General features: G+C 36.1%; 23 protein-coding genes and 1 riboswitch. Of the genes, 12 read left to right on the top strand and 11 right to left on the bottom strand.

Annotated features, from left to right (window positions below; genetic code table 11):
- Window positions 1-122 precede the first annotated feature (122 nt).
- From htpX to J2Z60_RS03205, 3 genes are all read right to left on the bottom strand, one after another.
- The gene (gene htpX, locus J2Z60_RS03215; protein WP_209686226.1) at window positions 123-1,010 is read right to left on the bottom strand and encodes a zinc metalloprotease HtpX; all 888 of its coding nucleotides are present in this window, start codon (window positions 1,008-1,010) and stop codon (window positions 123-125) included.
- A gap of 5 nt (window positions 1,011-1,015) precedes the next feature.
- Complete coding sequence (locus J2Z60_RS03210) at window positions 1,016-1,573, bottom strand: LemA family protein (protein WP_209686225.1); 558 nt, start codon at window positions 1,571-1,573, stop codon at window positions 1,016-1,018.
- 95 nt (window positions 1,574-1,668) lie between these two features.
- The gene (locus J2Z60_RS03205; protein ID WP_209686224.1) at window positions 1,669-2,775 is read right to left on the bottom strand and encodes an SLC13 family permease; all 1,107 of its coding nucleotides are present in this window, start codon (window positions 2,773-2,775) and stop codon (window positions 1,669-1,671) included.
- 197 nt (window positions 2,776-2,972) lie between these two features.
- Between J2Z60_RS03205 and J2Z60_RS03200 the strand changes: the two genes are divergently transcribed.
- The 4 genes from J2Z60_RS03200 to J2Z60_RS03190 all read left to right on the top strand — a co-directional run bounded on the left by J2Z60_RS03200 (window position 2,973) and on the right by J2Z60_RS03190 (window position 5,297).
- A complete protein-coding gene (locus J2Z60_RS03200) occupies window positions 2,973-3,383 on the top strand; it encodes an iron-sulfur cluster biosynthesis family protein (protein ID WP_209686223.1) in 411 nt (136 codons plus the stop codon).
- 88 nt (window positions 3,384-3,471) lie between these two features.
- On the top strand, window positions 3,472-3,606 hold the full coding sequence (locus J2Z60_RS11000; protein WP_281063414.1) for a hypothetical protein: 135 nt from the start codon (window positions 3,472-3,474) through the stop codon (window positions 3,604-3,606).
- Window positions 3,607-3,731: 125 nt separating this feature from the next.
- Complete coding sequence (locus J2Z60_RS03195; protein ID WP_209686222.1) at window positions 3,732-4,376, top strand: YfbR-like 5'-deoxynucleotidase; 645 nt, start codon at window positions 3,732-3,734, stop codon at window positions 4,374-4,376.
- Window positions 4,377-5,297, top strand: a complete 921-nt coding sequence (locus J2Z60_RS03190) for an HNH endonuclease (protein ID WP_342590240.1) — start codon at window positions 4,377-4,379, stop codon at window positions 5,295-5,297. It abuts the gene before it with no gap.
- A gap of 111 nt (window positions 5,298-5,408) precedes the next feature.
- Here the strand turns inward: J2Z60_RS03190 and J2Z60_RS03185 are convergent, their stop codons facing one another.
- From J2Z60_RS03185 to J2Z60_RS03175, 3 genes are all read right to left on the bottom strand, one after another.
- A complete protein-coding gene (locus J2Z60_RS03185; RefSeq protein ID WP_209686220.1) occupies window positions 5,409-6,164 on the bottom strand; it encodes an amino acid ABC transporter ATP-binding protein in 756 nt (251 codons plus the stop codon).
- Window positions 6,154-7,767 (bottom strand): ABC transporter permease subunit, encoded by a 1,614-nt coding sequence (locus J2Z60_RS03180; RefSeq protein WP_209686219.1) that lies wholly within the window; start codon window positions 7,765-7,767, stop codon window positions 6,154-6,156. The genes J2Z60_RS03185 and J2Z60_RS03180 overlap by 11 nt, the downstream gene beginning before the upstream one ends.
- Before the next feature lie 112 nt (window positions 7,768-7,879).
- Window positions 7,880-8,055, bottom strand: a riboswitch (Lysine riboswitch).
- Between the two features lie 37 nt (window positions 8,056-8,092).
- Window positions 8,093-8,725 (bottom strand): DNA-3-methyladenine glycosylase, encoded by a 633-nt coding sequence (locus J2Z60_RS03175; protein WP_209686218.1) that lies wholly within the window; start codon window positions 8,723-8,725, stop codon window positions 8,093-8,095.
- A 35-nt stretch (window positions 8,726-8,760) separates the two neighbouring features.
- Here J2Z60_RS03175 and J2Z60_RS03170 point away from each other — a divergent pair, with 35 nt between their 5' ends.
- Window positions 8,761-9,120 carry a DUF488 domain-containing protein gene (locus J2Z60_RS03170; RefSeq protein ID WP_209686217.1) on the top strand — a complete coding sequence of 120 codons (360 nt, stop codon included), beginning with the start codon at window positions 8,761-8,763 and terminating at the stop codon, window positions 9,118-9,120.
- Here the strand turns inward: J2Z60_RS03170 and J2Z60_RS03165 are convergent.
- On the bottom strand, window positions 9,117-9,905 hold the full coding sequence (locus J2Z60_RS03165; protein ID WP_209686216.1) for a TerC family protein: 789 nt from the start codon (window positions 9,903-9,905) through the stop codon (window positions 9,117-9,119). The two genes, J2Z60_RS03170 and J2Z60_RS03165, sit on opposite strands and share 4 nt — an antisense overlap.
- A 70-nt stretch (window positions 9,906-9,975) precedes the next feature.
- Window positions 9,976-10,686, bottom strand: coding sequence for an NAD-dependent protein deacylase (locus tag J2Z60_RS03160; protein ID WP_209686215.1), 711 nt, complete (start codon window positions 10,684-10,686; stop codon window positions 9,976-9,978).
- A gap of 96 nt (window positions 10,687-10,782) precedes the next feature.
- On the opposite strand from J2Z60_RS03160, the gene J2Z60_RS03155 reads away from it, so the two are divergent.
- Complete coding sequence (locus tag J2Z60_RS03155) at window positions 10,783-11,259, top strand: hypothetical protein (protein ID WP_209686214.1); 477 nt, start codon at window positions 10,783-10,785, stop codon at window positions 11,257-11,259.
- A 33-nt stretch (window positions 11,260-11,292) separates the two neighbouring features.
- On the opposite strand, the gene cls is transcribed toward J2Z60_RS03155, so the two are convergent.
- Together cls and J2Z60_RS03145 are read right to left on the bottom strand one after the other, a co-directional pair.
- Window positions 11,293-12,750, bottom strand: coding sequence for a cardiolipin synthase (cls, locus tag J2Z60_RS03150; RefSeq protein ID WP_209686213.1), 1,458 nt, complete (start codon window positions 12,748-12,750; stop codon window positions 11,293-11,295).
- Between the two features lie 57 nt (window positions 12,751-12,807).
- Window positions 12,808-13,785: an alpha/beta hydrolase gene (locus J2Z60_RS03145; protein ID WP_209686212.1), complete on the bottom strand. Its 978-nt coding sequence runs from the start codon at window positions 13,783-13,785 to the stop codon at window positions 12,808-12,810.
- A gap of 84 nt (window positions 13,786-13,869) precedes the next feature.
- Here J2Z60_RS03145 and J2Z60_RS03140 point away from each other — a divergent pair, with 84 nt between their 5' ends.
- Window positions 13,870-14,574: a ribonuclease H family protein gene (locus J2Z60_RS03140; protein ID WP_209686211.1), complete on the top strand. Its 705-nt coding sequence runs from the start codon at window positions 13,870-13,872 to the stop codon at window positions 14,572-14,574.
- Between the two features lie 38 nt (window positions 14,575-14,612).
- Here J2Z60_RS03140 and J2Z60_RS03135 read toward each other — a convergent pair whose 3' ends face one another.
- Complete coding sequence (locus J2Z60_RS03135) at window positions 14,613-15,575, bottom strand: DUF1002 domain-containing protein (protein WP_209686210.1); 963 nt, start codon at window positions 15,573-15,575, stop codon at window positions 14,613-14,615.
- A 120-nt stretch (window positions 15,576-15,695) separates the two neighbouring features.
- On the opposite strand from J2Z60_RS03135, the gene J2Z60_RS03130 reads away from it, so the two are divergent.
- From J2Z60_RS03130 to J2Z60_RS03110, 5 genes are all read left to right on the top strand, one after another.
- A complete protein-coding gene (locus tag J2Z60_RS03130) occupies window positions 15,696-16,523 on the top strand; it encodes a glycosyltransferase family 2 protein (protein WP_209686209.1) in 828 nt (275 codons plus the stop codon).
- 50 nt (window positions 16,524-16,573) lie between these two features.
- Entirely contained in the window at window positions 16,574-17,230 is a 657-nt protein-coding gene (locus J2Z60_RS03125) for an alpha/beta fold hydrolase (protein WP_209686208.1), read from the top strand.
- Between the two features lie 113 nt (window positions 17,231-17,343).
- On the top strand, window positions 17,344-18,333 hold the full coding sequence (locus J2Z60_RS03120; RefSeq protein ID WP_209686207.1) for a ribose-phosphate diphosphokinase: 990 nt from the start codon (window positions 17,344-17,346) through the stop codon (window positions 18,331-18,333).
- 138 nt (window positions 18,334-18,471) lie between these two features.
- Window positions 18,472-19,833, top strand: coding sequence for an amino acid permease (locus J2Z60_RS03115; RefSeq protein WP_209686206.1), 1,362 nt, complete (start codon window positions 18,472-18,474; stop codon window positions 19,831-19,833).
- A 123-nt stretch (window positions 19,834-19,956) separates the two neighbouring features.
- A complete protein-coding gene (locus J2Z60_RS03110; protein WP_209686205.1) occupies window positions 19,957-20,613 on the top strand; it encodes a TetR/AcrR family transcriptional regulator in 657 nt (218 codons plus the stop codon).
- The last annotated feature ends 18 nt before the right edge of the window (window positions 20,614-20,631 follow it).

Raw genomic sequence — 20,631 nt, 5'->3', positions numbered from 1 at the left:
AACTTTGATCCAGGTTCTGATAGTTGATTCATTCAATTCATAGATTTTAGCTAATCGAGTAATACTTTGTTTTCGATTTAAATATATCATTTTGAATTCTTGGACTTTTTACGTGATTGAGATTACATCTTTTTAAGTCGCGCTATTCTTTCCTCAGTAGGCGGATGAGTATCAAGTAGCCTACTGAAGCTTTTAGTCTTGAAAGGATCTTCAATGTATAGTCCAGCGCTAGAGCGGTCAGCTTGCTTCATGGGTGCACTATTAGAGATCTTTTCTAAGGCTGTGATTAAACCTTGAGGATTACGAGTTAACTTAACAGAACTTGCATCAGCTAAAAATTCCCGATTACGAGAAAGCGCCATTTGCGCTAAAATAGCCGCAATTGGTCCCAATAGTAAAACAAATATCACTGACACAATTTTAAAGATAGTAACTAAGATACTGTTATTATCGTCGTCATCATTATCTATTCCCCACCAGATAAGACGAGAGCCAATATCTGATAGAAAAGAGATAACCCCAACTAAAACAACCCCAACAGTCGATACAATAATATCGTAGTTCTTAATATGTGATATTTCATGACCGATTACGCCTTCAAGTTCGCTACGATCTAGCCTTTCACGTAAGCCACTCGTTACGGCGATTGAACTGTGCTTAGGATCTCGTCCAGTGGCAAAAGCGTTAGGGCTTTTATCATTGATAAGATAGATATTAGGCATAGGGACTTGGGCAACCATAGCCATATCTTCGACAACATGCCACAGCTCTGGGTCATCTTGTTCGTGGATAGGTTGGGCATGATTCAAGCTCATTACCAAGCTAGCTGGATCAAGCAAGACGATAAAAAGGTATATTATACTTCCAATTATTGCCCAACTAATGCCGAATGTTGGCTTTACGCCGACGAGGTAACTAATTCCCGCACCAACCAAAGCTAAGATAATGACAAAAACAACCATCAAGATTGCGGTTTTACGTTTATTTTGTGCAATTTGTTTGTAAAGCATTTTAGTTAAAATTTAACTTTAGGAACGGCTTTTTCTTCAGTTGGTGTTTGAAGGTAGTCGATCTTTTTAAAACCATGGATCTTGGCTACTAAGTTTGATGGGAAGGTTAATAGCTTTTCATCAAACATTGCAGCAGTGGAGTTGAATAACTGACGTGAGTAAGCAATCTTGTTCTCTGTGTTAGTTAATTCTTCTTGTAATGATAAGAAGTTCTGGTTAGCTTTTAAGTTGGGATAGTTTTCTGATAAGGCGAAGATAGTTTTAAGTGAATCAGTTAGTTGGTTTGAAACTTCCATTTTCTTAGCATGATCAGAATCAGGAATATTAACTAAACTATTCCTTAAATCAACAACCTTTTCTAGGGTTTCACTTTCGTGCTTGGCATAACCTTTAACAGTTTCAACTAAGTTAGGAATTAAGTCATTACGGCGCTTTAATTGAACATCAATTTGACTCCATGCTTCATCAGCATGTACTTGCGCCTTTTGTAAGCCGTTATATAGTGCGATATAAATAGCTACAAGTAAAACTAAAATGATAATAATAATCCATACTAAAGGCATCGGGATGCCTCCTTTCATAAGCTATTCTAGCCCAATTATAGCAAATTTCAGTTAACCCATGGTAGCAAAAAAAGACACTTTTACAAGTGTCTTAATTAAAGCACAAAATCTAATACTAACCAGCCTAGTCCCATTAGGATGATTAAACCGATATATTCTAAGACGGTGAATACCCAGAAGAATCTCGACTTAGAGACACTACCATGTTCTACAAAACTCTTGAACACCAGCATATTAGCCATTGATCCCACAATTGACCCAAAACCACCAATGTTAGAACCTAAGAAAAGTGCTTCGGCATACTTGGTAAATCGTCCGATTAAGATAGTTGAAGGGACATTAGATATGAATTGGCTAGAAATAATTGATGTCAAAAATACTGAATGTTCTGAGAACATCGCCTTAGAAATTAAACCAACAATTAGCGGTATTTGTTGAATGTCGCTGATAAAGATAAAAAAGCAGGTAAAGGTTAGTAGTAAGGCATAATCAACGTGCAACATAATTGACGGATTAATAATTAAGGCCAAGATGACTGCAACAATAGCAGGAACATAAGCCGGTACAACATTGAACACACCGAAAAAGAAGAAAAAGAATACAGCAGCTGTTAAGATAGTAGGTCGCATACTAATTCGGATATCTTGTTGTGGTACTGATGGGATATCTACTGGCTTAACAAAGGCTAAAAAGAGTAACAAGATAAAAATACTTACTACCAATAGTGGTAACGACCAACTAAAGAACTTCAATGGTGAAACGTTATATTGGTTAACCACAAAGATATTATGTGGGTTACCCCAAGGGGTGAATGCAGCACCAACATTGGCACCCATACCAATTAAAGTAACGGGTAAAATTTCCGGTAGTTTATGTTTTTTAGCAATGGTTAAATATAATGGTATTAGAGTTAAAACGGTGATATCATTAGTTAAAAACATTCCCGCAATAACGGATAAGAATGTAAAGGTAGCTGCTAGTCTTCGCGTATTTTTAGCATGGGTAGTTAACTTATAAGCAATAACATCTAAGACGTGTAAATAAGCAAAGATCTGAATAATTGTTAACATTGCTAAAACAGAGAATAGCGTATGGAAGTTAATATCTGCTATTCTCGGTCTAGCAAAAAAAAGACTAATAATTGTTATAATAACCGTAATTTGTAAAATGCGGTCTTTAATTATGTGTTTGAAGACGGTCATTAAGGATCCCCTCTTAAAATTAACTCATTATATCTATTTTGAACTCTTTTCGTCGAGTTCGCAATGTTTTTTTGCTTAAAGGCCAAGGCGAGGAACATTTTTAGATATATTTTTGTGAGCAAATAACTCGTGTTTTTAAAATTATCGTGCTATATTAAAGTAAGCAATAAGGGTTCTTAAACTAAGGAGGAAATACTATGTTAGATCCTAAAAACGTTGAATTAAAAATTAAAGATGATGCTAAAGCTATCATGGATAAGAAAATTGAACCGGGTCAAGTAGTTTTGTTAGCTTTGAACGACGGTTCAAATGGCTACTCTAAATTAGGTGGTACTTGTACTATCGGTGCCAACTTCCAATTCGTGGCTTTAGATGGCAAAGATCCAGAATTTGATATTCCAGTTAAAAACAATGCCGGATTTGATATGTATACTTCAGATAAGGAATTAACTTTCCTTGACGAAGGACTGGTATTGAATGCCCGTAATGCTACCTTAGCTCTTTCTGACAATGAAGGTGTTGTCGACGGTGCAGTAACTGTAACTAAGTTTGAAGGTAAAAAGCTCAGCAAGGAAGAAATGGAAAAACTTGGCGGTAAAATTTGCTAAGTTAAAGAAATCCTTGAATTAAGGTGCTTTTTCGTGATATGATAATAAAAGATTTTCGAAAATTTATATTTGAGAGGAAGATAAAGACATGTCACGAAACATTCACACTGGCATCAACCCACACCGTAGACCTAAGAACAAGTCTAATTCTAAGGCACGTGTTGATCGCGCTGCTGCAGTTGTTGCCTTCTTGAACAAAGCTAAACAAGATGAAAACAAATAGTTAATCGAAGTAGAGATGCATTGCATCTCTATTTTTGTTTGCTTAGATATTATTTGCATTGGGAACTTATTTTTGTTAGTATAGTAAAAATTTTAGTATTTTTAGTGATTAAGGAGGAGCTTTTTATGGGTTTAAATGCATATATCCAAGGTTTTAATAGTTTAGAGTCAATTGATCGTGCACCGGGTTATTTTAAATATCAGCACCACTCTGTGGCTGATCATTGCTTCAGGACTGCAGAATTAGCTCAAATGATGGGTGACATTGAAGAAGTAATCGGCAAGCAAAAGGTTAACTGGAAAGCTTTATATGAAAAGAGCCTAAACCATGATTACACTGAGCGCTTTATTGGTGATATTAAAACGCCAGTTAAATATGCAACTCCGCAATTACGCAAAATGATTGGTGACGTCGAAGAAACAATGACCGCTAAGTTCATTAAAGACGAAATCCCTAAAGAGTTTCAAAAGATTTATACTAAACGCTTATCTGAGGCAAAAGATGATACATTAGAAGGGAAGATTTTATCAATTTGTGATAAATTAGACCTACTTTATGAAGCATATGGTGAAATTGAATTGGGTAATCCTAATCCAGTTTATATGCAAATGTTTAAAGAGAGTCTAGAAACCATCAAGAAATTTGATGACCTAGTTTGTGTAAAGTATTTTATTAAGAAGATCTTGCCTGATTTATTCAAGGGTGATTTTGCTGGGAAAGACAAGATGCAGAGAATTGCTTTTAGTATTTTACTTATGGGGGATGATTAGGTGAAGTTGGAGTGTACTTCGTGCGGTCTGCGCTTGAATAGCCTGCATTTTAAACACGAGGGTTTAATGAATCCTAAGCTAACCAGTATTTGCGATATTTGTATCAGTAGGGGCCTTGATCCTCAAGATTATGACAACAAGGTTATCCAAGATGTAGCCCAGGTAATGCTTTACGGCTTTTTGGGTAAGAGAACTAGTAGTAATCAGTGGAAAGATAGAGAGTTCTTAGTAAAAAGTGATGTCCGCAAGAGATATGAAGGCTTTATTCAAGACTATGATGGCAATGAGGTAGCTTTACAGCAAGTAAAGCGATCTGACTTTAATGAAGCAATTATTGCCAGCGAAGATGGTGAAGTGAATTATGTCCCAGGCAATAATGTAGATTTTGCTATTAATATGGAAAAGTTGGGAGTGCCAGTCGATTTTTCACTAAATGAGGTAGACTATATAGATCGTGAGCGTGTCCGGCGAAAGTATAATTACCGCTGCCAGTATTGTGGTCGCAAGGGCAAGAGTGTTGACCATAAAAATCCGGTGTCCCTATCTCACGATAACAGTATGGATAATTTGATATTATCATGTAGTGAATGCAACCGAATCAAGTCAAATATGCCTTATGACCTATTTATCAAACTAAATAATCAGTTAACTAATGTAAATAAAAAACTAGTTAAATACGAGGATACACTCTCAAACTTGAAAGAACAGTTCCAACAAGCTAAACGAAACTTGGCAGCTCAAGTCCATTTAAAAGGAGTGGTTAGCGATCCTGAACTAAACGCTATGCGTAAGCAAAACAAAAAGCTTCAAGATGCGATAGACAGTCTAGAGAGTGACTATGATGCTCTACGTCAGTTAAGAAAGTCCTATTTCGATAATAGTTGGAAACTTTCTCAAGAAGATAATAGTGAAATAATTTAACATCAAAAAGTTATTATCTTTAATACCTAAAACAAGAATATACAAAAATAAGAGTAAGATTTCTAAAAATAGAATTCTTACTCTTATTTTTTTCAGTCTAAGAAGCTAGTTTTATAATTCACTATTTCTAAAATTACGAAGGAACTTTTGAGTTTTTTCTTCTTGGGGATTTTGGAAGATTTGTTGCGGAGTTCCTTGTTCAGTGATTACACCATCACTCATAAATATGACTTGATCTGAAACATCCCTTGCAAAGCCCATCTCATGAGTAACAATCACCATGGTTAAACCGGTCTTAGCCAGCTTGCTCATAGTAGCTAGGACTTCGCCGACCATCTCTGGATCAAGGGCACTAGTTGGTTCATCAAATAATAAGACTTCTGGATCCATTGAAATTGCCCGAGCGATGGCGACACGCTGCTGCTGACCACCAGATAGTTGTTGGGGCTTTGCCTTTATAAAGGGCTCCATGCCAACTTTCTTTAAGTTTTCGATGGCTATTTTTTCTGCTTCTTCTTTGGAGCGCCCCAAAACTAATTCTTGTCCTACCATACAATTTTGAAGGACATTTTTATTATTAAAGAGATTGAATTGTTGGAATACCATCCCTACTTTAGAACGATATTTATTTCGGTCGTATTTACTATCTAAGATATTATTGTTGTGAAATAGTATCTCGCCATCAGTAGGTTCTTCAAGCAAGTTGATACACCTTAATAAAGTAGACTTACCACCACCAGATGGACCAATGATGGTAATAGCTTCACCTTTATTAATATCAAAGGAAATATCGCGTAAAACTTTATGTCCGCCGTAAGTTTTTTGTAAATTTTTTACTTGTAAGATATGTTCATTATTATTGCTCATGTTCAAAACCACTTTCCTTAGGATCTTCTACTTGGATTTGGTTAGCCATTAAGTTGTAGTTCTTAGGACCTTCAAGCTTTCTTTCGATTAAATTAAAGATACGGGTAATTGAGAAGGTCAAGATCAAGTAAATCATCGAAATGATGAAGTAAGTTTGGAAGAATTGGAAGGTTTGGCTGGCAACAGTAGTACCAACAAAGAACAATTCTGAAACTGAAATAATGCTCAATACTGAAGTATCCTTAATATTTACAATGAATTCATTAGTAATAGATGGCAAACAATTCTTAATAGCTTGAGGCAAGATAATATGCCACATTTGTTGAGAGTGTTTCATACCAAGTGCTTGTGCAGCTTCAAATTGTCCTCTAGGAGTAGCATTGATACCACCACGGATAACTTCGGCTAAGTAAGCGCCAGTATTAATAGAAACAATAACTAAAGCAGCTAGGGTACGATTTAAGTTTAAGTGCCATAATTGCGCAATACCATAGTAGATAACTGCAGCCTGTACCATCATTGGTGTACCACGAAATACTTCAATATAAACAGCTAGAATCCAGTCAACAATCTTAAGACCCCATTTTTTACCAGCTGATTTAGGAGTAGGGATAGTACGAATAATACCTACTAATAAGCCAATGAAAAAGCCAACGATAGTACCAATTAAGGCAAGTAGCAAGGTCATGCCCACACCACGGGCAATCATGCCACCATAATTATGCATAATAGAAACAAACCAATTTTCCTTTTTACTGTTACCTGCTTGAGGTTGTTGTTTAACTGCAGTTAACATTAATTGGTCACGCTTTTTAGCGGAGATGCCAGCTAGGACTTGGTTAACTTGATTTAATAACTTAGTGTTGCCCTTCTTGACACCAATACTAGTAATTGAATCGTTCTTATCAACTTTAAATCCTTGCATCTTATTCAAGTTGACTGCAACAATATTATTGTTTACTCGTTTATATGATTGGTATTCAATGTCTTCAGCAATATAGCCATCAATTGTGCCTGATTGCAGACTCTCGCGCATTGCAGAGAAGCTACGCATTGCAGGTTCGCGCTTAGCTCCAGGTAATTGCTTAATTAAGTCATAATGCAAGGTACCTTGCTGGGCAGTTAACTTAGCTCCTTTGAAATCTTTTAAGTTCTTAGCAGTAGCATATTTATTATCGCGGTTGGTAATAACAACGAAAGTACTCTTCCTGTATGGATTAGAGAAGTTAATTGCCTTGCGACGTTCAGTTGTAGGTGACATACCGGCAATAATTAAATCAATCTTACCCGAAGTTAAAGCAGGTAATAAGCCATCCCATTCGGTCTTTTCAACAACGACATCGCGGTGTAATTTTTTGCCGATGATTTTGGCAATTTGAACGTCATAACCATTGGCATATTCCTTAGAGCCATCAATTGGAACGGCACCATTAGCGTTGGTAGTCTGAGTCCAGTTATATGGTGGGTAGTTAGCTTCCATTCCTATCTTTAAGACAGGTTCTTTTTTAGCAGCATAGCTTGTATGTAAACTGAAGCTAAAGCCAATTGTTAAACTAATAATAAATGCTAAAAAGGCAGTTAGCCATTTTACTTTTGACTTCACTTTGAAATTCCTCCAAAAAATTATTTCAAATAAAGCCAATACAATAAAAGCGTAAATTAAAACCCCGCTGTTACCAAAAACAACGAGGTGGAAAATCATTAGTATTTAAACCAAATCATATAGCGCTCCCTGGGGACGACCAGGACAGTCTACAAGATATTGTCTTGCAGCCCAATAAATTTATTCCACGAAAAATAAACTTATTTCGGCGAAAATTCTAAAGAACTTGGTCATTGTTATTCGTGTCCTCACAAGTCCCTCGTAATTTCCGCAACCTCTATTGCATTGGAGAATTATTTAACTGTTGAGAATAATAAAGGATTTTTTAATTTTTGTCAAATCCAAAATCTGGATCAATGTCTTTTTTCTTAATATCAGATACATAAGGGTTGCCACTCACAATAAAGCGGAGGGGCTTTTTAGCCCAAATAGGGTCAGATTGATTAATGCCAACCCTAGCTACAGCTGAGATATGTTTGATTTTTTTCTTTGATGAGAGATCAATATCAAATGGTGATTCACCTATAAAGTGACAATCCCACTTACGGCTAGTAATCCCAAATGCTTGCATTAATTTAGCAGGACCATTAGTAAGCAATACTCCACTCTTACCATGGCGATTCTTAATCATGGTATTAATTCCTGATAAGGGGTGGATGGCTCTAATTAAGACACCCTGACCAATATCTTTTTCTTGAGTAGCTACATCAAAGAAAAAGTACTGACGTTGTGCATAAATATATAACGTTCCACCAGGACCATAAAGACCCTCATTAGCAGGCGAGCGATGACCACCATAAGAATGAGCAGCACGGTCCTTAGATCCAACATATGCTTCAGCTTCTACGATTATACCAGATAGAATTTCTGAACCTGTATTGTATGATAATGTTCTGCCCAACAAGTCACGGGCAATTTCAGGAGTGGTACGATTAATAAAAAAGTTGCTATAATCCATATAGGACCTCGTTTCTGATAGAAAGTGCAATAAAAATGAGTGAAATAAAGTTAGTAAGAATTTATGATCATGAACAACCGGCTGGTTATCGTATCTTAGTTGATCGATTATGGCCACGAGGAATGAGTAAGGTTAGAGCCAAGCTTGATGAATGGGATAAAGAGATCGCTCCTTCAAATGATCTGCGTAAGTGGTTTAATCATGATGAGAAAAAGTTCTCTGAATTTAAGCTGCGCTACCAAAAAGAACTGGAATATAATCCAGCTCTTGGGCAATTTATTGTAACTGTTAAAAACCAATTACTGCACCAGGACGTCCTCTTTCTCTATGGTGCTAAAGACAAGAGTGATAACCAGGCTGTTGTCTTAAAAGAATTCATTGAAAAAATGCTCTAAGGTAGCTTCTTGCCATGCTTTGCCTGGCGGAGATAGTGAAATACAATGGTAATAATTACCGTCGCAAATACAATAATTGCGAAAATTGCGTCTGGTACCTTGAAGTTTAATGGTGGAAGGGCAGCTAGTAATTTTAAGGCGATAATTGTAATTAAGACATAAGCCATAGTCTTAAGTTCAGGTATAATTTCCATTAACTTAATAATTATTTCGGCAACCCCTCTCATGCAGAGGATACCAATCATCCCACCAAGCAAGACAACCACGGGGTTATCAGACATAGCTAAAGCTGCTAAAACTGAATCTATCGAGAAGACAATATCCATTGCTTCAATTGAGATAACTGTGCGCCAAAATAAAGAAAGATGGTGCTTTTTTTGACCGCTCTCAATGAGTTTTGCCTTTTCGCGGGCTTCTTTTTTCTTTTCTGCTTCGGCAACCTTTTGGGGATGTCGCTCATCGTAAAAGTACTTAAAGACTAGGTAGAGTAAGTATATTCCGCCAAGTAATTTAATCTCCCAGAAGTGGATTAGGTAAGTCCCTACCCCAATTACAATAAATCTAAATAAATATGCACCCCAAAGACCGTAAACAAGTGATTTTCTTTGTTCTTCCTTGTCTGGTAAAGTTTGAGTTTGTGCTGCTAGTACTACAGCATTGTCGACCGATAACAGACACTCCATTAAGATTAGAGTTAAGATCATCATCCAGTCTTTAGCACTAGTTAAGACCTGAGCCCAATTATTACCGTCAAAGAATGGCTGGTAAAGTCTAAGTATTTGCATGTAATAGTAATTCCTTTCATTTATTCTATTAAGCTACCTTAATTCATTTTAGGATAGTTAGCAATAAGCATTAGAATTCTAATTGTGAAAATACATCCAGTGCGTCGCCAATGATGGCGTTAATGCCAGCATCTTGAGCTAGAGGGGTTTTATTAATTGCCCAAACTCTGGCACTAGGATTGCGGTAAGTTAGTAGTTGGGCGAATGGATATACAACAAAGCTAGTGCCACAAATAATGATTAGATTGCTATTTTGAATAGCGTTCACGGACTGCATTAACTTAGTTTGGTCAATTGCCTCACCATATAAGACAATGCCAGGTCTAATTATGCCTTGATCTTGTTGATGGATGTAGCTTGACTTATATTCATCATAAGTAAATGATTTCTGGCATTTAGTACAAAAAATGTCATAGAGATTTCCATGGAATTCAATTACATGTTGGTTGCCAGCTTTTTTATCTAAACCATCTACGTTTTGAGTGATAAGTTGTCCGTTTTTGTTGCAGCTTTGAGCAATTTTATTATGGATTAAATTTGGCTTGGCATTTGGAAAATACATATTATTCATGACAAAATCATGAAATTGCTCAGGAGCGTTATAAAGTGTGTCATCACTTAATATTTGCTCAGGTGGCATCGCTACTCCATCGTAAATGCCACCTTTAGAGCGGTAATCAGGAATACCTGAATGAGTAGATACACCAGCTCCAGTTAAGTAGGTGATATGTTTAGCACTAGCGATTTCATTTTGCAGTTGTGTAAGTTTATCTTTTAACATAAATAATTACCTCCACTATAATTATAAAACTGATAGAAGAAATAATTGTTTGTTATAATGTTTATTAATAAAATTTCTGAGAAAGGATGACACTGCATGACATTATTTTATTTAGCTTGTGATATTTTAATAATTTTTTATTGTGTCTACAGCTGGTACTGGCAAGCAGTAATAGGCTATAGGGCACGTTTTAGAATGTCGTCAATTATCTGGGTACTAATTTTCTTTACTTTGGGATATAGTATGGATTATTTCACCGCGCCAACACCGGTTACCAACGTTTTTGTAGCGGGTGTGTTAACAATGAGTATTATTGATGGCGTATCTGGTTTAGCCAAGAAGCGGATTGTATTTAGCGGCTTTTTTAAACGGACTTTAAAATATAGTGACGTTGCACATATTACCTTGATCGCTGGTCCTAATCCAAGTAAGCCAATAGTGATGGCAGTTTTTAAAACTAAAAAACAGCAATCATATTATCTTAGATTCTCAAAGCAATTAGGAGAAGTCATCCAGATTCTGCGCCAATATGTGGGTACAGGTGTTGGTATTGAAATTAGAAAATTAATTTAACTAAAAGGAAGGTTAATAATAAACCTTCCTTTTTTAGAGAATTGGTGAAAGCAAACGCGAGAAGGCCTGCTTAAACCGCAGCCAGCGTGACCAATGTTGAGTAATGTCTGGGGTTAATTCTGTGCATAATTTCATATCTTGATTAAAGCTATTTTTTAATTGTTGGGTAATCTTTTTGTTGTAGAAGAAGGCATCAGCTTCAAAGTTCAAGATGTAGGAACGATAGTCTTGATTCATTGATCCAACAGCGCAGTACTTGTCGTCAATCATTACAGTCTTAGCATGCAGAAACCCATTATTATATATATAAATATGAACACCTTCATGCATTAGATAGTTGGCATACCATTGAGTTGCCCGATAAATAAAAGGATGATCTGGCATACAAGGAATCATGATTCTAACATCGACCCCAGAATGAGCTGCGGTAACCCAAGTAGCAATCATGGGGTCGTCAGGAACTAGGTAGGGAGTTTGGATCCAGAGTGATTTTTTAGCCATTAACATCATCCTAATCATCCCGTTACGCAAGTATGGTAGTGAGCGATCAGGTCCATCGCTGATAATCTGTGTCGCAACTCTACCTTCATTAAGATTATCTTCACGAATTTTAGGAAAGAGCTGCCTATTAAAGGTAATTGCTTCTTGCTCATTTTTGACTGATGCGTTCCAATCCAGTACGAATCTTTCCTGTAGTAGTAATGAAGCTGAGCCAACGATCCGCACATGAGTATCACGCCAAAAGCCAAACTTTTTTGAGTGGTTGATATATTGGTCGCCCACATTAAAGCCACCGGTCCAAGAAATTTTACCATCAATTACAACTACTTTGCGGTGTAGGTGGTAATTCATCCGGTATTTTCTAATCATATTTTGAGCAGTAATAAAGGCAACTACTTCACCGCCTAAATCTTTAAGAGGCTTAAACCAAGTTTCACTAGCCCCAGGAGAGCCCCAAGGATCATAGATTACTCTGACTTTGACACCCTGCTTTGCTTTTTTGATCAATAAATCAAGAAAAATATTTCCCAGGTCATCATTCATAAAAGAATAATATTCAACGTTAATTGTTTCTTTAGCATGTTCAATGTCTTCAAACAAGTGCTTGAATTTATCGTTACCTTCTGTATAAAGGCTAACGCGGTTATTTTTAGAAAGTGGGGCTTCTTTTTTGTAGTTGAAGTAGTCGATTAGGATTTGAGCTTGACTAGAAGTATCGTCTGCACCGGTAGATTTAGGTGTTTTAGAAATAATTTGGTTTAATCTTTGTAAACCGATATGTTTTTGCTTATTGATGGCGAAGATATTCTCTTGCGATAGCCCACGTCCTAAAAAGCCGTAGAGAATAAAACCAATAATTGGAAGAATTAATAAGACAATTAACCAGGCCCAAGATGTTGCTACAGAACGCTTGCGGTGGAATACAACGTAGAAGGCAAGGACTGTATTAATTGCCCATAATAACTGTGTAAAGTCATTTTGTAAAAACAAAACCAAACTCCTTAATTGTCTTTGCTTAGCTTGCTATAAAAGTTATTTAGATTAGCGTTAAAAGATAGGGGTAATATTTTCGCTTTCTTGTTCGATATTATGCTGCTTAATTCCTAGAAAGGTATCTACAATATTAATTACCATTAGATTATCATGCATCATACTGTGTTCAGCCATTGATCCGCGAATTTCTACTTCTTGGAAGGTATGACTAATTGGAGCAAGTATATATCGGATAGATTTAGCAGAAATAACCGAAATAAAACGGTCGGTGTTAGTTTCATCTAATACATTTCCGTAGATGTTGAGAATAGAAATATCAGGATTAAAGCGATAACGGTTAATTAACATACCAATGTATGAAGGCGACATCAGAAGTGGGCGGCCATTTTCATTTAGCTTATTAACATTAGGAATGTCACCCAGATACATTACGCCATTAAATGGACCAGCAATTAGTGCAGCCTTGCGCAAGCGTGGAAAGTGTCTTCGATAAAAGGTTTGCATCTCGGTCTTGATAACTGATGGCGCTCCAAGTGAATGAGCCACGGCATCATATTGTTTGAATTTAAACTTTTTTGATAAAAAATTTAAAGTAAAGCGTAAGTAATAACAGATAGCATAAACCCCAACAACCCTTTGCTTAAAGACTAGTTGAACGATTGGATGACGATCGTTTGTCCAGGTTCCTTCCATTTTAATATTGCCAAATAAGTCCGAGGTAACCTTTAAGTATTTTGAACTTCCCTTATCTATCCCAGCTTGTTGGACCATAATGTTAGTCGTATAGTCCCCACCTCTAAAGCCGTGGATATAGAAGATAGGAATTTGCTCTTTGATTTTGGGATTTCTTTTTTCATAAGTTACTTTGTCAATTATTTTTCGTTTATGGAGACGTAATAACCAGCGTGTGGGAGGGAAGGTAGCAAGCAGACCAATTGTTAACATATAAGTAAAGCTTTGGTCTTTTTGTTTATCATTTTTTTGGCGATTTTTTTCAGCTTCTTCACTGTATTCTTTTTGATTAAAAAACATACCCTACCTCCTTTCGTCATTTTTTGTGAAATAATATAATTATATTCTATCATTTTTGTAGTTTTAGAAAGTGGGTAAAGTACTATGCCATTTTATGCAGTTAGAAAAGGTAGAAAGCCTGGGATCTACACAAGTTGGCCTGAAGCACAGAAGCAAGTTAGTGGCTTTTCAGGACCACAATTTAAGAAATTTATGTCTAAAAGAGATGCAGAGAATTATATCAATGATAATAAATTATTAGAAAAACTAGGCAATGACTATAGTGACATCGAAATAGCTCAATTAGCTAAAAAATTCCCAATTACAGTCTTTACTGATGGTGGGGCAATCGGCAATAATAATGCCGATACTAGTCACCCGGCTGCTTGGTCATATTCTATTCAAGAAACAGCAACTGGAAAATTTATCAGCAATCCTGATGCTCCTGCAGGGCAGCAATTAGGCGCCAGTAATAATGTAATGGAAATTACTGCCTTGATTGAAGCGCTAAAAGAATTAATTAATACAGGTTTTAATAATAAGCCGATTTTATTTGGGATTGATTCTTCATATACGATTAATGGTGTAATCAATCTGGCAAGCTATAAGGCACGCGGATGGAAGAATTCTACCGGGAAAGTAAAAAACTTATCCCAGTGGCAACAAGTTGATGAATTATTGCAACAGATTCCCGAATACCGTTTTGTTAAGATTCATAGTCATGATGGTGATATGAGCAAGAACTTTTTTACACGTGGCAATGACTTAGTTGATCGAAGTTTAGGAAGATTAACTGGTCATATTGGTTAATAAAAAAGAGGCCTGAGCCTCTTTTTTATTAATGATAATTATATGCTAACAACCATGCCACCGAATAAGCTTCTGAACCAAGAAGTAATTGAGTCCATTAATTTTTGGAACCAGTTTCTAGTTTCTGGAGTATTCAATTTAGAGAAGATATTCTTAGCTCCAGCCTGAATTTGGTCAGTTAACTTATCTGCTTGTTGGGCAAAGTTCTTGTTCTTTAAAGCACCGGAATTTTTGATCTGAATTAACATATTGATAATCTGTTGCTTTTGGTTATTATTAATTGTGTTGCCCAGGTGGTTGATATTGATTTGATTATTTACAATATCACGAATTTGACTATTAGAGATATTTTGTCCTTGCTTGGCCATATCAGCTTTAGCCCCAGCGACGGCATTATTTAATTGAGCGTCAGAATAGCCGTTTTTGTCCTTGTTTTCTTTAGTAATAGAGCTTAAGGTACCCATTTCATTTTGAGCGGCATTAATTTGACTTTGATTAAGTTTATTACCGTCCTTGCTGTAAGCTGCATAGACACCGGCTAGGGCACCAGAGCCATCGATTGGAACGGCAGAGGTTACATAAATATCGGCATCTTGGATACCTGCAGTTAGAGCCGCATTTTTGTATTGATTAGAAGTAATGGTAGTGATGTTGTTTTTGCCATTATAAGATAAGATGTGGACATTAATACCACTACCAGAACTAGTTTTTTGAATCATTGCGCTTGACCAGACACCAGAATTTTCAGTGAAGTTATCACCAGAAGGGTTAAGATATTTTACTAAATCGCTACCATCAATATTGATAGTCTGATAATTGCTACCATTGAGTGGGGCTGTTAAGGTGTCCAGTGTACCTTGGCGCTGAGAACTAGTTAATGAAGCACCTAGTGTCACTACGGGAGTGTTGTCTGCAGCTTGTACATTGGTTTTTAAAGGTATAAAAAATGCTAAGAAAGTACTGAAAATAACCGCAGTAATTATGGTTGTTAATCTTTTCATTTTTGAATCCTCATAAGAAATAAATTAATAATATGGGTATATTATAAACCAAATTCAAGTTGAAATTAGTTAAATAAGTTTGAAGATGTTATAATCATGAGATAAAAGGAGGACGATTTTGTGTTACGCCAGCCGCTTTTAACCGTTATTATGCCGGTTTATAATATGGAAAAATATCTTGGTCGTGCTTTAGATGCTTTAGCCAAGCAAAAAGACAAGAACTTTAAACTTTTGATAGTTAATGATGGATCAAAAGATAATACTCAAAAAATTGCAGAATCCTATCGTTCACGCTTTGCTTTTTTTAAGATAATTAATAAAAAGAATGGTGGACTTTCTGATGCTCGTAATGTTGGCATGGATAATGTAGATACTCCATATTTTACTTTCCATGATGGGGATGATTGGGTTGACTCAGGATATACTGCTTTTTTTCTGCGTGCCTTTGAAAGTTACCCTCAAGTTGATATGGTTTCTTGTGGATTTTGGATTGACTCACCTAGACGTTCTGAAAGTCATCCTGTTGGTGAAAAGAAGGGCAATGGCTTACTTTCTAAGCGGGAAGCTTACTTGTTAATAACGAATGTTTTTGGTTCACCAGTTAAGGGTTATACTTGGAATAAGGGCTATAAGACAGACATTGTGAGAAAGCATAGAATGCGCTTTGTAGAGGACTTGGCCTTTATGGAAGATCAGATCTTTAATGTGAAATATGTTTCCTTATCTAATGGCTTTTACTTTAATTCGGATCCTTACTATCATTATTGGCAACGTTCCGATAGCATGGTTCATGATTTAAATCTAAAGAAGATTCCCGATAATTTTAGGGCTAATTATCGCGTGTGGCGACAAATTGTTAAGAGCTTAATATCAGAAAGAAACAAAAATAAATTAAAGAAAAAGGGTGCTCAAAAGGCATCCCTGAGTGATTTAAATGTTAAAGATTAAAAACTATTTTAAAAGTTAGTTTTTAATTTTTAGCTGATAAAGGATTTTTTATGAAGATAACTGTTAACGGTGTAGAACTTTATTATCAAAAAATAGGCCAAGGCCATCCGCTAATCCTACTTCATGGACACCATCAAGATGGTGCTGTTTTTGATAAATTGATTTCGCCTCTATCGCTTTATTACACAGTCTATGTGCCTGATATGCGCGGTCATGGTCTATCAGGAGGAGAGGCTAGTGAGCACTATCAAACGGATGTAGAAGATATGGTGTCTTTTATTAAGCAATTAGGACTAAAGCGGCCATATATTTTAGGTTATGGTGCTGGTGGCGTCGACGGCTTGTGGCTTGCAAGTAAGTATCCCGACTTAGTTAATAAGTTAATTATTGCAGGAACTTATGTTAACGGTAACGGTGTTAGTGCTGGACACATTATGTCCAATAGCTTTAAGCGCTTTTTTAGGGGTGATCGCGATAGCCGCGTTGCCATGAAAGAAACAAAAATTTTACCTCAAAGACTAGCTAAAATTACTACGCCTACCCTCTGCGTTGTAGGTGAAAAGGACTGGGTCAAGATTGAACATGTCAGGTGGTATAGTGCAATTATCCCTAATTGCCGCTTAATTGTCATGCCACGTCAAAGCCATACCAGCTATGTCGTTCATAGCTTAAAATTACTAGATTTGATCAAAGATTTTTGCAAATAATTGTATATTTTTGAAAAATAAAGGCAAGTAAGGCAACTTGCCTTTTTAATTATGCTGTTTTTTAGTTATAATTAGACTAGATGAATAGGTAAATTCAAAGAAGGATAGGAATAATGAACAAAGAAGAATTACATCAAATGTTGCACCCAATGAAATTAATCGGTCTTGGTGGTAACCAAGCCTTAGCTGAGAGAATTGCGAGTGAACTAGATACACCATTGCTTGAAACAGCTGTACAGCACTTTAGTGATGGCGAAATTCAAGTTAATATTACTGAAACAGTTAGAGGCTGTGATGTTTACGTAATTCAATCTATTCAAGACCCTGTAAATGAAAACTTTATGGAATTAATGATTGTCTTGGATGCGTTACATAGAGCGTCGGCACATTCTGTCAATGTAGTAATTCCTTACATGGCTTATTCACGTTCTGACACTAAGAACCGTTCACGTGAACCAATTACTGCTAAGTTACTTGCTAACTTACTGCAATTAACTGATATTGATGACTTGATTGCGGTTGACCTACACGCTTCACAAATTCAAGGCTTCTATAACATTCCAGTAGATCATTTACATGCAATGCCAATCTTGGCTCAATATTTCTTGGATAATGGAATTGCAAGTAAGGATGAAGATGATGTGGTTATTGTTTCTCCTGACCATTCAGGTGCTAAGCTCGCACGTACATTTGGTTCTTACTTTAATGCACCAATTGCCATTGTAGACCAACGTGGAGCCCGTTATGACACTGAAGTTCACGATATGATTGGTGATGTTAAGGATAAGACAGTAATTATCGTTGATGACTTAATTGATACTGGATCACGTGTTTCTTCATCAACTAAGTCAGTTCTAGCAGCTGGTGCAAAGAAAATCTATGTTGCAGCAACCCATGCGCTTCTTTCTCAAAATGCTACAGAAGTATTGAATGAATTACCAATTGAACAAATTGTAGTAACCGATACTATTAAGCATAAGAAATATCCTAACAGAATGGTCCGCTTGTCTGTAGCTCGCTTACTTGCTAAGGGAATTGACTACATTTACAATGACAAGTCAATTCACCAAATTTTTGATGAACAAAATAGAATTAATGGATAATAACTATTTTAGTGATTCAGATTAATAATTAGATCGTAGCTTGCTACGGTCTTTTTTTGTGGGGTGGTTTTGCTTAATTGTTGATGATTACGTATAATGTTAACCGCATTACTTATTGAAGGAAAGTGAAGTGAAGCAATGCCTAATAGAGAAAAAAATAAATTGCAACAATCTTTAAAGACTAGGCATGTAATGATGATTGCCATTGGTGGCGCTATTGGAACAGGACTATTTTTAGGGTCTGGGAGCGCAATTAAGAGTAGTGGACCGTCAATTATTTTGTCCTACTTAATTGTTGGGATTATAACGTTCTTTATGATGAGGGCTTTAGGAGAATTAATATTATCTGCACCAGATAATACCTCCTTCATCACTGCAGTTAAGAAGTATTTAGGTGATCGAGTTGAATTTGTCGTTGGTTGGACTTATTGGATGTGCTGGCTAAGTTTAGCAATGGCAGACTTAACAGCAACTGGAATTTATTTGAAGTATTGGTTGCCATCATTGCCGCAATGGGTAGGACCGCTAGTAATTATCTTAATCTTGTTAATTATTAATCGACTGAATGTTGGACTTTTTGGCGAATTAGAGAGCTGGTTCTCAATGATTAAGGTTGTTGCTATTATTGCCTTAATTATCGCAGGTGCGGTTATGATTGTCTTTCAAATGCATATTGGCTCTTATACTGCTTCTTTGACTAATATTGTGTCGCATGGGGGATTTTTCCCTAGGGGGATGCACGGCTTTTTGATGTCTTTTCAGATGGTAGTTTTTGCCTTTGTTGGAATTGAAATCGTGGGCTTAACTGCTGGGGAAACTGCCGACCCTGAAAAGGACCTCCCTAAGGCTATCAACAGCTTGCCAATTAGAATCGGACTCTTTTATATTGGGTCAATAATTGCGATTATGGCAGTACAACCTTGGAATGAAATAAAAGCGACGTCTAGTCCGTTTGTCCAAGTGTTTGGAGCAATTGGAATACCAGCAGCGGCTGGAGTCTTGAATTTTGTTGTCTTAACTGCGGCTATGTCAGCTACTAATAGTGCTATCTTTAGTACCAGCCGTTCACTTTATGCTTTATCTAAGAGTGGCAATGCCCCTGCTAAGCTGGGGAAGGTGAGCAGCAATGGTGTACCTAAGTATGCATTGACTTTTTCATCATTGATTTTATTTATTATCGTAATTTTAAATTATCTGATGCCAAGCAAGATCTTTGATATTATTTCAACAGTTTCAACCATTAATTTTATTATGGTTTGGTTAATAATTATCTGCTGTCACTTAAAGTACCGTCAAAATAACAAAAATAATCTTAATGTTTTCCAAATGCCGGGTGCACCTTGGACAGATTGGCTAACGATTATCTTTTATTTAGCAATTTTAGTAATTTTGTTTGTAATTCCTGGAACTCGCATACCAGTGCTTATCTCTTTACTTTTTATCTTATGTTTGTGGTTAGGTTATGGATTTTTATCAAAAAATAAGCGTAAAATAAGATAAAATAAATTGTATAGAATTATTATTAAAGTATCACAATTACAAGGCTTGTCTATGCTCAGATAGTATATAAGCTGTTATAATATGTTTGTAAGAAATAATTTTAAAAAGAATAGGGGACCAATTATGGCTAGACAAAAGAACATGCAACGCCGTAGAAATATTTTAAGAAATACCTTCACTTTGTTGCGCAAGAATGGGATAAATAATGTATCTTTACAAATGATTGCTGATAAATCAGAGATTTCTAAGTCATTATTGCAATCATACTATCCCCACAAGAATAAATTGATTATTGAGATTGTGACCAACTTTATGTCAACAATCTTACAAATCTTGAATTCAGACAAATTTCAAAACGTTAATACTTATGCCAAGATGAAGGCCTTTATTTATATCTTGCTAGAGATGGGGCTACGTGATGAGGGTATTTCTAACGTTTTAGAAAGTATTTTGAAAGATCCTGATTCTACTGAGAAGTGGGGACAAATCTTAGATAATTGGTTAATTGATGAAGGCGTAAAGGATGACTTGGGTAATGATATGCAACTTAAGCCAGGTCTTGCCTTTATTGTTAGTGGTGGTGCTAACTTATTTCTTAAGCGGCAACAGTTTGAAGTTAAAGCTGAGAAGATTTCTGATATAATGGTAAAAACCTTCATGACAACTTTCTTGGATTTTCCAGATGAACGTGTAAATGAAACACTAAAAGAAGGACATGAATTAATTGAAAAGTTTGAAATCGATGAAGTATTTCATGCGGTTGATATTATGTTTTCATAACACAAAATTTGAAAGGAT

Source organism: Lactobacillus colini, assembly GCF_017874575.1.
In the GTDB taxonomy this organism is placed as follows: domain Bacteria; phylum Bacillota; class Bacilli; order Lactobacillales; family Lactobacillaceae; genus Lactobacillus; species Lactobacillus colini.
The sequence above is the reverse complement of the archived record's forward strand: the minus strand, read 5'-3'. Positions and strand labels throughout refer to the sequence as shown.

Bases quoted from the DNA above. Each gene is read 5' to 3' on its own strand.
- htpX (WP_209686226.1), bottom strand. From the start codon at position 1,010: ATGCTTTACAAACAAATTGCACAAAATAAACGTAAAACCGCAATCTTG.
- J2Z60_RS03210 (WP_209686225.1), bottom strand. From the start codon at position 1,573: ATGCCTTTAGTATGGATTATTATTATCATTTTAGTTTTACTTGTAGCT.
- J2Z60_RS03205 (WP_209686224.1), bottom strand. From the start codon at position 2,775: ATGACCGTCTTCAAACACATAATTAAAGACCGCATTTTACAAATTACG.
- J2Z60_RS03200 (WP_209686223.1), top strand. From the start codon at position 2,973: ATGTTAGATCCTAAAAACGTTGAATTAAAAATTAAAGATGATGCTAAA.
- J2Z60_RS11000 (WP_281063414.1), top strand. From the start codon at position 3,472: ATGTCACGAAACATTCACACTGGCATCAACCCACACCGTAGACCTAAG.
- J2Z60_RS03195 (WP_209686222.1), top strand. From the start codon at position 3,732: ATGGGTTTAAATGCATATATCCAAGGTTTTAATAGTTTAGAGTCAATT.
- J2Z60_RS03185 (WP_209686220.1), bottom strand. From the start codon at position 6,164: ATGAGCAATAATAATGAACATATCTTACAAGTAAAAAATTTACAAAAA.
- J2Z60_RS03175 (WP_209686218.1), bottom strand. From the start codon at position 8,725: ATGGATTATAGCAACTTTTTTATTAATCGTACCACTCCTGAAATTGCC.
- J2Z60_RS03170 (WP_209686217.1), top strand. From the start codon at position 8,761: ATGAGTGAAATAAAGTTAGTAAGAATTTATGATCATGAACAACCGGCT.
- J2Z60_RS03165 (WP_209686216.1), bottom strand. From the start codon at position 9,905: ATGCAAATACTTAGACTTTACCAGCCATTCTTTGACGGTAATAATTGG.
- J2Z60_RS03160 (WP_209686215.1), bottom strand. From the start codon at position 10,686: ATGTTAAAAGATAAACTTACACAACTGCAAAATGAAATCGCTAGTGCT.
- J2Z60_RS03155 (WP_209686214.1), top strand. From the start codon at position 10,783: ATGACATTATTTTATTTAGCTTGTGATATTTTAATAATTTTTTATTGT.
- J2Z60_RS03145 (WP_209686212.1), bottom strand. From the start codon at position 13,785: ATGTTTTTTAATCAAAAAGAATACAGTGAAGAAGCTGAAAAAAATCGC.
- J2Z60_RS03140 (WP_209686211.1), top strand. From the start codon at position 13,870: ATGCCATTTTATGCAGTTAGAAAAGGTAGAAAGCCTGGGATCTACACA.
- J2Z60_RS03135 (WP_209686210.1), bottom strand. From the start codon at position 15,575: ATGAAAAGATTAACAACCATAATTACTGCGGTTATTTTCAGTACTTTC.
- J2Z60_RS03125 (WP_209686208.1), top strand. From the start codon at position 16,574: ATGAAGATAACTGTTAACGGTGTAGAACTTTATTATCAAAAAATAGGC.
- J2Z60_RS03120 (WP_209686207.1), top strand. From the start codon at position 17,344: ATGAACAAAGAAGAATTACATCAAATGTTGCACCCAATGAAATTAATC.
- J2Z60_RS03115 (WP_209686206.1), top strand. From the start codon at position 18,472: ATGCCTAATAGAGAAAAAAATAAATTGCAACAATCTTTAAAGACTAGG.
- J2Z60_RS03110 (WP_209686205.1), top strand. From the start codon at position 19,957: ATGGCTAGACAAAAGAACATGCAACGCCGTAGAAATATTTTAAGAAAT.